Annotated in this window: 12 protein-coding genes and 1 pseudogene; 7 read left to right on the forward strand and 6 right to left on the reverse strand. The window is 37.7% G+C overall.

What is annotated here, in order from left to right:
• The 5 genes from ACFIM6_RS03685 to ACFIM6_RS03705 form a co-directional block, all read right to left on the reverse strand.
• Positions 1-206 (reverse strand): TrbC/VirB2 family protein (locus ACFIM6_RS03685; RefSeq protein ID WP_375611700.1); only part of this gene is annotated, 206 nt, incomplete at its 3' end.
• A 136-nt stretch (positions 207-342) separates the two neighbouring features.
• Positions 343-660 (reverse strand): VirB2 family type IV secretion system major pilin TrwL, encoded by a 318-nt coding sequence (trwL, locus tag ACFIM6_RS03690; protein WP_375611701.1) that lies wholly within the window; start codon positions 658-660, stop codon positions 343-345.
• A 144-nt stretch (positions 661-804) separates the two neighbouring features.
• The gene (gene trwL / locus ACFIM6_RS03695; RefSeq protein ID WP_375611702.1) at positions 805-1,122 is read right to left on the reverse strand and encodes a VirB2 family type IV secretion system major pilin TrwL; all 318 of its coding nucleotides are present in this window, start codon (positions 1,120-1,122) and stop codon (positions 805-807) included.
• Positions 1,085-1,384 carry a KorA family transcriptional regulator gene (gene korA, locus ACFIM6_RS03700; protein WP_015857010.1) on the reverse strand — a complete coding sequence of 100 codons (300 nt, stop codon included), beginning with the start codon at positions 1,382-1,384 and terminating at the stop codon, positions 1,085-1,087. The genes trwL (ACFIM6_RS03695) and korA overlap by 38 nt, the downstream gene beginning before the upstream one ends.
• Positions 1,385-1,513: 129 nt before the next feature.
• A complete protein-coding gene (locus ACFIM6_RS03705; RefSeq protein ID WP_375611703.1) occupies positions 1,514-2,140 on the reverse strand; it encodes a TrwN protein in 627 nt (208 codons plus the stop codon).
• Between the two features lie 742 nt (positions 2,141-2,882).
• Between ACFIM6_RS03705 and ACFIM6_RS03710 the strand changes: the two genes are divergently transcribed.
• Positions 2,883-3,170, forward strand: a complete 288-nt coding sequence (locus tag ACFIM6_RS03710; RefSeq protein ID WP_015857007.1) for an H-NS family nucleoid-associated regulatory protein — start codon at positions 2,883-2,885, stop codon at positions 3,168-3,170.
• Between the two features lie 1,576 nt (positions 3,171-4,746).
• On the opposite strand, the gene ACFIM6_RS03715 is transcribed toward ACFIM6_RS03710, so the two are convergent.
• Positions 4,747-6,024 carry a ubiquinone biosynthesis hydroxylase gene (locus tag ACFIM6_RS03715; RefSeq protein WP_375611704.1) on the reverse strand — a complete coding sequence of 426 codons (1,278 nt, stop codon included), beginning with the start codon at positions 6,022-6,024 and terminating at the stop codon, positions 4,747-4,749.
• 743 nt (positions 6,025-6,767) lie between these two features.
• Here ACFIM6_RS03715 and ACFIM6_RS03720 point away from each other — a divergent pair.
• The 6 genes and pseudogenes from ACFIM6_RS03720 (at position 6,768) to ACFIM6_RS03745 (ending at position 14,529) form a co-directional block, all read left to right on the forward strand.
• A complete protein-coding gene (locus ACFIM6_RS03720; protein WP_375611705.1) occupies positions 6,768-9,209 on the forward strand; it encodes a DNA translocase FtsK 4TM domain-containing protein in 2,442 nt (813 codons plus the stop codon).
• A gap of 711 nt (positions 9,210-9,920) precedes the next feature.
• A pseudogene (locus ACFIM6_RS03725) lies at positions 9,921-10,184 on the forward strand (DNA translocase FtsK); the annotation flags it as partial.
• A 121-nt stretch (positions 10,185-10,305) separates the two neighbouring features.
• Positions 10,306-10,914 (forward strand): outer membrane lipoprotein carrier protein LolA, encoded by a 609-nt coding sequence (locus ACFIM6_RS03730; protein WP_375611706.1) that lies wholly within the window; start codon positions 10,306-10,308, stop codon positions 10,912-10,914.
• Positions 10,915-10,947: 33 nt separating this feature from the next.
• Positions 10,948-11,763, forward strand: coding sequence for an exodeoxyribonuclease III (locus tag ACFIM6_RS03735; RefSeq protein ID WP_375611707.1), 816 nt, complete (start codon positions 10,948-10,950; stop codon positions 11,761-11,763).
• A gap of 61 nt (positions 11,764-11,824) precedes the next feature.
• Positions 11,825-13,306, forward strand: a complete 1,482-nt coding sequence (locus tag ACFIM6_RS03740) for an efflux transporter outer membrane subunit (protein ID WP_375611708.1) — start codon at positions 11,825-11,827, stop codon at positions 13,304-13,306.
• Complete coding sequence (locus ACFIM6_RS03745) at positions 13,303-14,529, forward strand: efflux RND transporter periplasmic adaptor subunit (protein WP_375611709.1); 1,227 nt, start codon at positions 13,303-13,305, stop codon at positions 14,527-14,529. Before ACFIM6_RS03740 ends, ACFIM6_RS03745 begins: the two co-directional genes overlap by 4 nt.
• Positions 14,530-14,532: the final 3 nt, after the last annotated feature.

Genomic DNA, 14,532 nt, shown 5'->3' on the forward strand with positions numbered 1-14,532 from the left:
ATTGCTAAGCACAAAAGTATCACGGCAGCAGCAATGGGGATAATCGTTTTTAAGTCTGTTTGGAGTGCAGTTAAAGCGTTATTTGCAGGAGTTAAAACTACTGCTTGGGCTAACACAGGATTGGCCATAAAAAATACAGTTAAAGCTGCAGAGGTTTTAGTAGCTTTATTCCAAATTATTGTTTGAAGAGTTTTTAATTGTTTCATATTGCTTATTCCAATTTAGATTACAGTTGGTATAAATAATCTCTTTTTTTGATATAGTTTGTTATTTCACTAAATAAAAATACAGAAATCTAAGTTTCTTTTTATAACAGAAACATTTCGTGTTTAATAGGATTTATCAGGTGCTTTTAAATAACAAATTAGCAAGCTCAGCTGCTGAACCAGCGATAACGACACCAATTGCCCACCGTACGAATGTATCTTTTCCGATATAGCGCCCTGCATAACCAATTGCTAAGCACAAAAGTATAACGGCAGCAGCAATGGGGATAATATCTTTCAAGTCTTTTTGGAGCGCTTTTAAAGCGTTGTCTGCAGGAGTTAAAACTACTGCTTGGGCTAACACAGGATTGGCCATAAAAAATACAGTTAAAGCTGCAGAGGTTGCTGTAATTTTGTTATTATCGTTCAATTGAAAATTGATTAATTTTTTCATATCGTTCAACCTTATAAAATTGTATTTGGCGCAAGTAGTTTTTCCATGAAATAGGGATAATTTCATTGAATTGATGTGGGATAAAAGTATTAAAGTCTAAAATTCTTTTTTCATGAAAGAAATACTTCGTGTTTAATGGATTTATCAGGTAGGCTTAAATAATAAATTTGCTAGTTCAGCTGCTGAACCCGCGATAACGACACCGATTGCCCACCGTACAAATGTGTCTTTTCCGATGTAGCGTCCTGCATAACCAATTGCTAAGCATAAAAGTATAACTGCAGCAGCGATAGGGATAATCGTTTTTAAATCTGTTTGGAGTCCCTCTAAAGCCTTTTTTGCAGGATCTAAACCCGCTGCTTGGGCATATGTGGAATTGGTCATAAAAAATACAGTTAAAGCTGCAGACAATGCAGCAATTTTATTACGAGCTGTTGTGTGAAGAATATTTAATTGTTTCATGTTCTTTATCCTGATTAAGATTAAAACTCCCACAAATGACCCCTCGTTCATGAAGAAACTTAAAGAGATATTTTGGATCAGCCCAAGTTCTTAGTTTTCCTCTTTGTGTAAGTAACGTATATTTATTTGGCTTTCCGGTGATTGGATCATCGGAAATAAACGTGAAATACCATTCCCTTTCTGAAAGCATCACGACTGTAATCTCACGTGCTGCTTTTTGACTAAATGCTATATCAACGCTGTTTTGTTCTATCATTTTCATTATCTTTGCCCTCAATTAGAAGAGATTTTGTTCAATCTTACTAATTAGAGCTTTAACATTTTCTTATCTACCTTTCATTATAATATCCTATCAAATTTCTGGGGTTTCGTGAAAATATCAGTCGTTACTCTAGTGATCTTCTCGATGAAGAAAATCTTCAGCTGAAAAAGCATCTCTGGCGCTACTTTCTTTATGTGTAAATGCATCTTCTTCTCCTTTTGAAGAGAGAGAAAGAGAATCTACTTTAGTTGTCTGTTCTGGTTCTTCTTTTTTAAGCTTTACAGGCTCCTGCAAGTCTTCATTTCCTCGTACAGAAGCTTTTACTCCAACATATGAAGTAATTTTTTGCATACGGGTGTGGCTTGAGTTTTCTGTATTGTAAAAATTCAGCACAGACTGCAAAGTCGCTTTTTCAAAGACGCACTTTGATGTTGTTTGTTCATAGCAGTAAGTTAAAGCGCTTTGTGCAGCTGTAAGATTTCTGCAAAAATCAAATGCATCAAAAAGAGAAAACAATTTCACATTTCCAACATCAATTTGCCCTAAAATTATGTTAAAATTATGTTTATTCTGTTTAAACTGTTCAGCTGTTGCGATTGTTTCCTTAAGCTGAGATGATTGATAGAACAAGTTATCTTTATCATCTGTTACATAGACATTGTCCCGCGCTTCTTGTTTGGCGATAACTGAAAATGCTATGGGGGGCGTATTGGATATGTATGCAGCAGCAAAAAATGTGAAATCTGGAACAATCATTAGCAATACACCTTATTACGAAGAATTTTATTAATAAAAATGCTAATTCTTTGTGGTGCTTTTTCTCGTTGTCTTTTGATTTTATAAATTTGCAGAATGAGATTGTTTAGCTTAGAATATTCCTTGTGATTATTGCTTTGTTTTCTTCTAAGAAGATTTCTAATATATGCGAATATCCAACCAACGAGATAAAAGTGTTGAATAAAACAGAGCACATTACGCCAACCAATATTATTGGAATCACGAAAAAAGGCGCTGCTTTTAAAAAATAATAATCTTTGATACTGTATTGAAGCTGCTTGTTTTATATAATTCTCTAGTTGCAAAAATCTTTTCAAAAAAAATTTATACGAAGTAAAAAGCCGTTGTGTGTAAGGGGAGGTTTTACTGTTATAATGAACTACACTATCATTATACAGAGAGGGCTTGTTCTTTGTTGCGTATTGCCATAATTTATAGAGTGACGATTTATATTTACTTTTGACTACTGATTCATGAGAGTCAGAGAGGTGTGATGGTGTTTGAGCACTGCATTTAGTAGTTCCAGTAATTGAACTGAAAAAAGATGCAGTGGTGGTAGTTGATATACCAATAAACAGTTCTTTGTGGCTCAAAGCACATCTCCGTCAAAGTGATATATGTATCGTAATTTTAATTTCGATAATAAATGGACAGAAATTGTCTATAATTGTGTTTAAAATATGGCAAAAAGAAATTCTTTTTTGCAAGGGGAGTAATTAAGGTGAATGATCTCAAGAATATGAATTTTGATGAGCTACAAGAGATGCGTACACAAATCGATGTGGAATTAAAAAAACGGCAAGCAAAGGAAAAGCAAAATGCGCGACGAAAAATTCTTGAAATTGCTAATGCCCATGGAATTGATATCGCTGATCTTGTGAGCAAAGAGCGCCATTATAGAAATCCCAATAACCAATGGGAATTATGGAATGGGCGTGGACGTAGACCTAAGTGGATTAAAGAGTGGTTGGAGAATGGGTATACACTTGATGAACTCGAAGTAACGTAACACGTGTGCGATATTTACAAGATAAGGGAATACTAAGGAATGTAAATGCAAGAAGTATGCTCTTTTGGGTAATTTGATTGTATAAACATACTGAACAAATATATTAAAGTATTGAGTTACCAAATACAACAATAGGGAGCGTGAACAATTTATTTAAATGCAAAAGGTCTTGTTGTCATAATCTGGCAAGCATAATGATGATGCCAGGTTGAAATATTGTAATTGCTTTTGGCATTTGAGAGAGGGGGGTATTTTACTTCTTTTTATCGTTTCATTAACGTTGCTCTTTTTAGTCTATGTAAATAAAGAGTTTTATTGATTATTTACAAAAATGGTCGAAATGAGAATAATTTATTGCATAGGGATTTTAACTCAATATGTAAAATGATAATTTTATCAATTAATATGTTAATAAATTAGCATACTTATATTTTTGAAATACTGTTCTGTAGAACAAGCCTGATGTTATAGATTTTGTTTGGTCTTTTTTCTGTAAGATTATATATGAGGCATTTACTTTATTTATCGTTCGTTTAGTTGAGATGAGTGAGTGTGTAGAAAAATGGAAAATTTCTATGGCTGTTATGGGTTTTATAGAATTTATGACATATTTCTGAGCGTTTGTGATTAAAATTCATTTCTGAGCGTTTATGAATAATGAATAAAGAGCTTATTTGAAAATAAAAGGATTGGATTATTTCTATTGCAGTTTATCTTCTTTTATGGTGTGAAATAAGGGAATGATATGCGGTTTTACAATTGTGTGTGATGGTATAGAGTGCGGAACACTTTGTTATATATCGGAATATTTTTTCTAAAATTGTGTGGTATTCCACAATAAGTTAAAGAGTTTGTCTGAGAAGCAGAATGCCCCAAACGGAATACATTTATGTTTCCAATTTACGCGCTTTTTTAAAAGAAAAATTTTTCAATGCAACTAAGCTTATTTTATAGCGCTTCTCGTGAATAGTATAACGTAAAAGTCTCTATGAGCATATAAAATCCATTGTACACCACCATTTTTACTTCAATAAAAAGTATAAGCCGGTGCCATTATATACTTTACTCGCCTCCAATATTGCTAAAGTCCTTAGTTCTTGAGAGAGGGAGGCTTTTGTCGCTTTGTTTAATTGTTTTATTTATACGATACTTTCGCTTGTGATGTGCAAGCGAATGATTTTGATTGCTTCAACATGAGAGAGATTTGAAATAAGGGTATTTTATGATCTTTAGATTTCTCACTCAATATGAGAACAATGAACTTATTATTATAAATAAAAGTGTTGTGTGCTAAAAAGTCTTGTTTATTTTATTATGCCGTGAAATGGCTTCTTTTAAGGTGTGGTGATATAAAGCAACAACCTCTTTGAGATATTAAACGTTTTTTTCAGTGCGTAGTGAATACTCTCATAATGTAGCTTGCTTGTCGAGTTTTATGTTAAGTGAAATATGGGAGGAGGAAGTCAAGAAAAAATTACTCGACAGGAATCCGGTTTGTAAACAGATTGGATGAGATAGGAATTTTTTGTTCTTTGAAGGAGGAAGGGAAAGGTTGTAAAATAGTATGAATTTTTTCTTAAAGTGGGAAGCCGCGTAGAAGACGTGGGGCATTTGGAGAGAGTCCGGCAGCTTCTTGAATGAAGTATTTTTTTATTTTTGGTGCTTGATTAATGATTCCAAGGCCGGTATCGCGGAGCATCCGTAAAAGAAGGCTATCATTAGAAAAGAGTTTATTAAGCCAATCATTGCTTAAAGCCATACGGACAATTTCAAAACGTCTCCAGCTTTGATAGCGCTCTAAAGCCGTGAGGGAGCCAATGTCAAGACCTAGTCGTGCTGTTTCAATAATCACTTCAGCCAGCGCAGCGCTATCGCGTAATCCTAAATTGAGTCCTTGTCCTGCAATGGGGTGGATGGTATGGGCGGCATCGCCAACGAGAGCAAAACGTGGTTTAACGCATTGACGTGTTAAAGAAAGACTCAAAGGAAAAGCTTGACGTTCGCCATCCCAAGAGAGTTTGCCTAATCGATGGCCAATGCGTCTTTCGAGTTCTGTTTCAAAAATAAGTGCATCAGCTTTGAGATAATATTGCGCAGTTTTATGATCTTCATTCCACACAATGGCGGATCGGTTGCCTTTAAGAGGGAGAAGAGCAAAAGGACCGGCAGGTAAAAAATGTTGAATTGCTTGACCATTATGGGGTTTTTCATGTTCAACTGTGCAGATGATTGCTGTTTGTTTATAGGGATGAGAAAAGTTTTTAAGATCTGCTTTTTGGCGTAATTTCGAATGGGCTCCGTCAGCTGCAATAAGCAATTTTGTTTGCCAAACCTCTTCATTATTTAAAGTGACGGTTGTATGTTGGTCTTCTTGATGAAAATCAATGACACGGGTGTTTGTAATAACAGGGATATTGAGATCTTTGACACGTTTTTTTAAAGTGTTGATGAGTTCTCTATGCTCTACCATAGCAGCAAAGGGCTCGCCGGGATTAATGTCGCCTTCAAAGGTTAAAAGAGTGGGTTTGACAGGATCATTTGTGCTTGTATCTGTGATGATCATTGAATGAATGGGTTGCGCATAGGGTTTTATAGATTCCCAACATTGTAATTGTTTTAACATACGAATAGAAGCAGCAGCAAGGGCAATGGTTCGTATGTTAGAAGCAGGGGTATCTCCTTGTGGAGCAGCATCAACGATTTTTATTTTCAGATTAGGGGCTGTTTGCTTGAGTGCTATCGCTAGGGCTAAACCGACAGCCGCTCCTCCTGCAATGAGCAGATCACATTGTTTAGTTTTATGAGATTTAATTTTTTTATTGGGTTGTACGTCTTTATTGCGATTAGAACACACAATACTTCTTCCATTGTTTATAGTTTGCTTTCTTTTAAAAAGAATATCTTTTTACATTGCCTAAAATATCTTAACTTTTACTTTTCTCTCTGCTTTACAAAAACGAGGTTTCTTTTTAGCGCCAATCTGATGACAGATTGGTTTTTCAGAGTTTTTCTGCTTAATCATTTATGTGATTCATCTTACAGATTTATCGGATAAGCTTTTTTTAATATCTTCTTCAATTCTTTTTACACTTGGTTGATAAAAAAGAAAACTAAAAATAAACAAAGATGGTCGTGTATTTTTTAAGTTGTGTGAGTTACTTCAGTATGCTTGTCCTGAAGGGGGACATTTCGTTAGTATGATAGATAAAAATAGATAAAAAATTGTGGTCATTCGTGATGGTTAAAACAGTATTCATATTTCGCCGTTATCATGATGTAGCGTAAAAAATATTATTTGTTTAAGAAGGTGCCTATAGCACCCATGTAACACTTTACACATAAGGTGTTTTTTGGTTGATCGTGTGATAAATATTCAGGGAGAGCTTTTTGTGCGCCTTATGAAGGATTATCTCTTAGGGTGGTGGTATATGAATGATATGAAGTGGTTAGAAGGTAGAACGCGCTAGATAAGAAGTCGGATTGTTTACAGGCTATTTGTTTACAAATTGGTACAGAGTTTAAGCTTCATCCTTTTTTAAGAGAGAGAGGGAGTTATAACTCTTTAAAATATAAAATTTTTGTATTTGGAATTGATAGATGCACCGAAGTTCTTCTCCTTATGATTCATTAGAAGTGCGAAATTCTCAAGGTTCGCGTCTTATTGAGATGTTTTTACGTCAGATAGGAGTATTTATTGGGCTCGGGCTTTTGGGCTTTATTATTTTTTGTGTGTTTGCTTTGGCGACGTGGAATGTTGCGGACCCATCTTTAACTCATGCAAGTACAAATGAGGTTACAAACCTTATGGGGTGGATGGGGGCAATTTTTTCAGATTTTATTATGCAGTTTTTTGGCTTGGCAAGTCTTTCTGTTTTGTTGCCACCGTTATTTTGGTCTTTTCTCTTGTTGGCGCAAAAGAATATCTACAATTTGACTTTACGCTTTTTTTTATGGGTGCTATCAACGATTTGTTTTTTAATTGCTTTTGCTCTTATGTCACCTATTGCTTCTTTTACTTATTGGCCATTGCCAATGGGATTGGGAGGGGTTTTAGGAGATAAAGTTTTAAGTGTTGCTTCTTCAGTCTTTCCTCTTTTTCTTTCTCCTCCTTACACGGTGTTTTTCAGTGTTGTTTTTATTCTTTTAGGTTTTTTCACCGCTGCTTTTGCTGGTAATGTGATATGGCGGCGTCGAACAAAGAAAAGAAAAGAAAAAAGCATTCCAAAAGACGAAATCGTTAATCCAGTCTTTGAGTTGGAAGAAGATGCGGAATATGCCACAGAGGAGGATCGTGAAAATCATGGTTTTTTTGCGACAACTTGTGGCGCTCTTTTGCATCTTTTTTATTTTTTACAAGCGCGTTTTTTTCGTTTATTCTGTTTCAAAAGGCGTTTTCAGAGTAAAGGGCAAGGAAAGCCATTTGATCGGATTGAGCCAACTTTTTTAGGTGAAAAAGTAAAGTGTGAGGAAAATCAAAATAAAGCCTATGTTTCTCCTGTTAAAAATCGAAAGTCTTTAACAGCTTCTTCAAAGGGTGGTTTTGTTCTTCCTCTTGTAGATTATCTTTCGGTTCCACCACCGTCTGTTAAGGATGCAAAACTTTCTCCTGCTGTTTTAAGAGCAAATTCTCAGGAGCTTGAAGGGGTTTTGTTAGATTTTGGAGTCAAAGGAAAAATTATAGATGCTTGTCCTGGACCGGTGGTAACTTTGTACGAATTTGAACCGGCTGCAGGCATTAAGTCTTCCCGTATCATTGGTTTGGCAGATGATATTGCACGCTCGATGCGTGCGATTTCGGCGCGTGTTGCGGTGGTTCCAGGACGTAATGTTATTGGAATAGAATTGCCTAATGCAAAGCGTGAGATGGTTTATTTACGAGAAATGTTGCAGGCGCAAGAATTTATTGACAGCAAAGCCAAGCTAGGACTTGCTTTGGGTAAGACAATCGGGGGGGAAGCTGTTGTTGCAGATTTAGCAAAAATGCCCCATCTTTTGGTTGCTGGTACAACAGGATCGGGAAAGTCTGTTGCTATCAATACAATGATTTTATCATTGCTTTATCGTATGACACCTGAACAATGTCGTCTCATTATGGTGGACCCGAAAATGCTTGAGCTTTCGGTTTATGATGGCATTCCCCATTTATTAACACCCGTGGTGACAGATCCTAAAAAAGCCGTGATTGCTTTAAAGTGGGCTGTTCGTGAAATGGAAGAACGCTATAGTAAAATGTCAAAACTAGGCGTTCGTAATATTGATGGGTTTAATGCACGTCTTAGGGAAGCTGCAAGTCAGGGAGAGACAATGGTGCGGACAATTCAAGTTGGATTTGATCGCGAGACTGGTGAGCCTCTTTATGAAACGGAAACACTTGATTTTAGTCCTATGCCCTATATTGTTGTCATTATTGATGAAATGGCTGATTTGATGATGGTTGCTGGTAAAGATATTGAAGGAGCGGTTCAACGTTTAGCACAAATGGCACGTGCTGCCGGTATCCATGTAATTATGGCGACACAGCGTCCTTCTGTCGATGTTATTACTGGGACGATCAAAGCCAATTTTCCTACACGTATTTCTTTTTCTGTGAGTTCAAAAATTGATAGCCGAACAATTTTAGGCGAACAGGGGGCCGAGCAATTATTGGGACAAGGAGATATGCTCTTTATGATGGGAGGAGGACGTATTCAGCGTGTGCATGGGCCTTTTGTTGCGGATGATGAAGTGGAGCAGGTTGTTGCGCATCTCAAAGCGCAAGCACGACCGGATTATTTAGAAACAATTACGCAAGAAGTTGAAGAGGATGGTGCTGATGTTTCTTTGTCTTCTCCTTCAGAAGATGATCCCTATAGTCAAGCTGTTGCTATTGTGCTTCGTGATCGTAAGGCTTCGACCTCTTATATTCAACGCCGTTTAGGCATTGGTTATAACCGCGCTGCGACATTGATTGAGAGGATGGAAGAAGAAGGTATTATTAGTCCAGCAAATCACGCAGGGAAACGAGAAATTTTAGTGCCTGCTGAAGAAGAGCGCTTTTGAAAAATCTTTATAGTTGTTTTTATAATACCTTGTATAACAAGTGTTTATCCTATTGTATCGTAGAAAGTCTGCATTTTCATATACCAGCTCTCAATTTGCGATAGCTCCTTGGTACTTGAGACTCCTTATAAGGGGATTCTTTTATAACTTTTATCCATACACCAACCTTGCTTGTAACGTGCAAGCAAATGATTTGAATTGATTCAATATGAGAGAGTATGTGATGAGAGAATCTTATTGTCTTTGGCGTTATGATTTAAGTTAAAAAGATAAATTATTATAAATCAATATCTTGGTATAAAATAATGTCATTGCGAGTGTAGAGGTGTAAAAGCATGTAAGACTTGGTATTTAAGTGTCTTTTTAAGTGCGCTCTAAATATTTAGGGCAAGGCTGATCTGTCGAGTCTTAATATAAATGAATTATATGGGGTGGGAAGCTAAGTGAAATTTGCTAAACTCCAAATTGTTTACAGAGTGGTTCGGATGAAGATTTTTATTCTTTTGGGTGGGAAGGAAGTCAAAAAAGCATTTTTGACACTTAAAAGAGCTTTCAGGTTCGCGAGTAATATGTTTAGTCCTTAATCCATTATGTATTGACTATAATTTATGTTGCTTCATAGATTAGGGGTGGGAAAGAATATATTATGCGTTTAGAAAATCAGCAGAAAAGCAGGAAAATTTGATGATTTCGGAAACTTAAACGCAGACTGATTATTTGGAAACGATACCGCAAGAAATAAAAAAGGATGTTTCTTTAGCTTTTTCTTTAGCAGATGATTCCTATTGTCAAGCTGTTGCTATTGTGCTTCGTGATCGTAAGGCTTCAACTTCTTATATTCAATGTCGTTTAGGCATTGGTTATAACTGTGCCGCCACATTGATCGAAAGGATAGAAGAAGAAGGCATCATTAGTCCAGCTAATGATATGGGTAAGCGAAAAATTTTGGAGACTGTCGAAGAAAAATACTTTTAAAAATCTTTTGATATTTTTTTCAAACAATATCTTTATCTTATAAAGAAGGGTATTTATTCGTCGTTGATCACTTAAGTTATGAATTATAAAGTCAATTAAGTATTGCTTGGGAGCATTTTTTATGAAAACGTCTTTTTTACTGCAAAGAAGAGTCTTTGGGTTGGTGGGAATTATTATCTTTTGGTGTTTAACTGTTCCTGCTTTTTCGCAAGCCTCTAATAAAGTGATAAAGGCGCAAAATGTTGTGAACCATTTTGCGGCAATCAAAACAATGACAGGTGATTTTATTCAATTTAGTCCAAAGGGAAAGATGTCTCAAGGAACGTTTTATCTAGAGCGTCCAGGGAAAATTCGTTTTATTTACAAGAAAATGCCTTTACAGATTATTGCAGATGGTCAATTTGTGGGCATTAACAATCGGGCTTTGAATACTTGGAACTTTTCACAACTTTCGCAAACGCCAATGAAATTTCTGTTGGATGATAAAATTGATGTATCTTCTGGGCGCTTGTTCGCATTTCGCGAAGATCCAGGGGCCGTGACGATTGTTCTGCGTGATAAAACGATTGGGGCAGGGCAAATAAGGATGGTTTTTGATTCTAAAGGCTCTGCTTTGCGACAGTGGACAATTGTTGACCAACAAAATTTGGAAACTACTGTGCAGATTATGAATGTGCGGACAGACGTCCGGTTCGCTAATGGGATGTTCACACTTCCTTCGAAGAAATGAAGAAAGAGTGTTACGTCATTGGGATTAAAACAAATGTTCTTTCGTATTGCGACTTGGAATATTAATTCTATTCGTTTGCGTCTTGCACAGGTTTTTCAGTATTTGGAACTCTTTTCCGCAGATGTTTTGTGTCTACAGGAAACAAAATGTCCAGATGCTTTATTTCCAGTGGAGGCTTTTGAAGCAGCGGGTTATAAGCATATCGCATTGAGTGGACAAAAATCTTATAACGGGGTGGCTATTGTTTCTCGTTTGCCTTTTAAAAAGGTAGAAAAACGTTTTTTTTGCCAAAACCAAGATTGCCGTTATATCTCAGTTATTGTGGAAGCCCATGGGAGAAGCTTGCGGATTCATAATTTTTATGTTCCTGCTGGGGGAGATATCCCTGATGCTGATGTGAATGAAAAGTTTCGTCATAAGCTTGATTTTTTAGAAGAAATGTCCTCCATTCGTGCGGATCAAGGCGATGGTCTTTCTTCTCTTTTGGTGGGAGATTTAAATATTGCTCCTTTGGCAGAGGATGTTTGGTCTCATCAGCAATTGTTGAAGGTTGTAAGCCATACTCCCATTGAAACCGAGCGTTTACAGGATTTGTGTTGTCAAGGTGGATGGGTTGATCTGATGCGGTTGCATATTCCTGTTCCTACCAAGCTTTACACATGGTGGAGTTATCGTGCTCGCGATTGGGCATTTACTGATTATGGGCGGCGGCTTGACCATGTTTGGTCTTCTCAAGATTTAGCCCCTTTTGTTGTAGATCTTTCGATTTTTCGTGATGCGCGCGGATGGGAACGTCCTTCAGATCATATTCCTGTGCAAACTGTATTTGATTTTTCACGTCAAGTTTGAAATAAGAGGTAAATAAAGTATTAATATTAAATAATGATTCTGAAAGAATGCGGGAGACTGGATGTATATCAGAAATCTCAAATGGGGCGCTTCTCGTGGATTATTTTTTAGTGTCTTGTTGTGTTTGCTTTTGTCAGGATGTATGGTTGGTCCTAATTACCAGAAAACATCTTTTCGTGTTCCAGCAGTTTGGGGAGAAAAATCTGCACAGACTGCTGGGCAGCCCGTTGCGCTTGCCGGATGGTGGCGGCATTTGAATGATCCTGTTCTAGATGCGTTAATGGATTACGCGATTTCTGGAAATAATAATGTTGCTGTTGCCAAAGCTCGGGTACGTGAGGCGCGTGCGGGTTTAGGACAGGTTGTGGGAACTCTTTTGCCAAATGTGTCCAATTCAATTTCAGGAACCCGTAGTCGTTCTGGACAGTCTGATGCATTGTTCAACCAGTATAGTAGTGGTTTTGATGCAAGCTGGGAGCTTGATTTTTTTGGTGGGCATAAACGTGCGGTTGAAGCAGCGCGTTATGGCCTTGATGCGGCTGTGGAAGATATGCGCGCTACCATGGTGACATTACTAGGAGATGTGGCAACAAATTATGTGCAAATGCGTGGCTGGCAACAAAAGTTGTTTATTGTGCGGCAAATTGCTGTATCACAACGTAAAACTTATGAACTGATGCGCGCTAGATTAACAGCTGGTGATGTTTCTGAGCTTGATGTTTCAAATGCGCAAGCACAAATGGCAAATACAGAAGCAGATATATCACAGATGGAAGCGAATTTAGCAATGAGCGTTCATCGCCTTTCTGTCTTAACTGGTCGTGTGCCTACGGCATTGAAGGATCTTTTACAAAAAAATGCTAAGCATGCAAAGATTCCACAACCACGCTGGCCGATACCAGCAGGAATTCCAGCCGATATTTTGTTAACACGTCCAGATTTGCGACGGGCAGAGCGTCAATATGCGCAAGCGACAGCACGGATTGGTCAACGTGAAGCAGATCGTTATCCATCACTTACTTTAACAGGTAATATTTCGACAGCAGCAACGGCAATTGATCAATTATGGAAAAATTCAACGATTGGCTGGTCTTTTGGACCTAGTCTTCGTTTTCCTCTTTTTAATGGAGGTCAGGTCGAGGCTTCTATTGCGGTAGCGCGCGCGCAGCGTGATCAAGCTTTTATTACTTATCGAGCTGCTGTGTTGGAAGCTTTAGAAGATGTAGAAAATGCGCTTGTAAGATTAACGAAGGAACATCAACGCTTAGAAAAGCTAATCGTTGCGAATAAAGCTTCTCTTCATTCCTTAAAACTTTCACGGAACCTTTTTGAGAATGGAAATACTAGTTTTCTTGAATTGTTAAATGCTGATCGCTCTTATTATTCTGCACAAATGGCACTTAAAGATAGCCGTGTTTCTTTGGTTACGCAATATATCACGTTGATGAAAGCATTGGGGGGGGGCTGGGATGGCGTTGTTGATGTATCGCGTCCAGAAGTCGTTGATAATGCACCTCGTTCGCGTGCAAAGGTAGGGAAATGAAAAAAAACTTACTCAAAAATTTCATTACAAAACACAAAAAACTTTCCTTCTTTTTAACTGCTATATTTCTCATTCTCTTGTTGTTATGGTTACGTTCTGTTTTTTTTGGAACATCTACTCCAACTTATATAACCGCTGTGGTGAAACGTGGGGATATTGAGGAAAGTGTTTTAGCTTCTGGTCTTGTACGTCCTTACCGGTTGGTGGCTGTTGGTGCGCGAGCAACAGGGCGTGTGGTGTCAATGCATGTTTCCCCTGGGAGTGTTGTGAAAGAAGGCGATCTCTTGGCAGAAATTGATCCTACAGATCAGGAAAATGATTTAAAAAGAAAAAAAGCAGCATTATCGCATTATTATGCGAGTTTGGTAGAACAAGAAGCCTATCTTTCTCTTGCACAGAAAAATTTAGAGCGTCAGAAAAAAATGATTGAAACACGTGCGGTTTCACGTGCGAACCTCGATGAGGCTGCGACACAGGTGAAAATACGCGAGGCGCAAATTGAACAACTTCGTCAGCAGATTGTGCAAGCACAAATTGATGTGGAGAGTGCAGAGGTTAATTTAGGTTATACACGCATCACTGCCCCTTCAGCGGGAACGGTTTTGGCAACAGTTGTGGAAGAAGGGCAGAATGTGAATGCGGTTCAGTCGGCGCCAACAATTGTTATTTTGGGTGATTTATCAAAGATGACGATCAAGGCGCAAATCTCAGAAGCAGATGTTCTTAAAGTCCGAGCTGGACAACCACTTTATTTTACAGTTCTAGGTAATTCACAGCGTCGTTATGAAGGCGTTTTAGAAAAAGTAGAGCCGGCTCCTGAAGCAATTCGTGCTGATGTGAGTATTAATCCTGGTATGGTGAGTGGTTCTAGTGCTTTAATATCATCGGCTATCTATTACAATGGAATTCTACATGTTGATAATGCGGACAATTTTTTGCGAACCTATATGACTGCTCAAGTTCATATTATCTTAGGGCGCGCGCAGAATGTCTTGTTGGTTCCAAGTGATGCTTTACGCGATGAGACAAGAGAGCGTAAAGCATGGGTTTCTGTTTTGGTGGGGGAAAATAAGGTGGTTACTAAACAGGTGAGCGTTGGGTTGAATAATAAGGTTATGGCAGAGATTGTTTCAGGACTTAACGAGGGTGATGTCGTCGTCACTAGTTCGTCTGATGGAGTGATGCCAGAGTCTTCTCACATGCACAGCGAAGACGAGAGTTAAAGC

The organism is Bartonella sp. AA9NXGY, assembly GCF_042196845.1.
GTDB lineage: Bacteria > Pseudomonadota > Alphaproteobacteria > Rhizobiales > Rhizobiaceae > Bartonella.

What these genes read in the sequence shown, in the direction of transcription:
- trwL (WP_375611701.1), bottom strand. Translation starts at nt 660, where the DNA reads ATGAAAAAATTAATCAATTTTCAATTGAACGATAATAACAAAATTACA.
- ACFIM6_RS03740 (WP_375611708.1), top strand. Translation starts at nt 11,825, where the DNA reads ATGTATATCAGAAATCTCAAATGGGGCGCTTCTCGTGGATTATTTTTT.
- korA (WP_015857010.1), bottom strand. Translation starts at nt 1,384, where the DNA reads ATGAAAATGATAGAACAAAACAGCGTTGATATAGCATTTAGTCAAAAA.
- ACFIM6_RS03705 (WP_375611703.1), bottom strand. Translation starts at nt 2,140, where the DNA reads ATGATTGTTCCAGATTTCACATTTTTTGCTGCTGCATACATATCCAAT.
- ACFIM6_RS03720 (WP_375611705.1), top strand. Translation starts at nt 6,768, where the DNA reads ATGCACCGAAGTTCTTCTCCTTATGATTCATTAGAAGTGCGAAATTCT.
- ACFIM6_RS03735 (WP_375611707.1), top strand. Translation starts at nt 10,948, where the DNA reads ATGTTCTTTCGTATTGCGACTTGGAATATTAATTCTATTCGTTTGCGT.
- ACFIM6_RS03730 (WP_375611706.1), top strand. Translation starts at nt 10,306, where the DNA reads ATGAAAACGTCTTTTTTACTGCAAAGAAGAGTCTTTGGGTTGGTGGGA.
- ACFIM6_RS03745 (WP_375611709.1), top strand. Translation starts at nt 13,303, where the DNA reads ATGAAAAAAAACTTACTCAAAAATTTCATTACAAAACACAAAAAACTT.
- trwL (WP_375611702.1), bottom strand. Translation starts at nt 1,122, where the DNA reads ATGAAACAATTAAATATTCTTCACACAACAGCTCGTAATAAAATTGCT.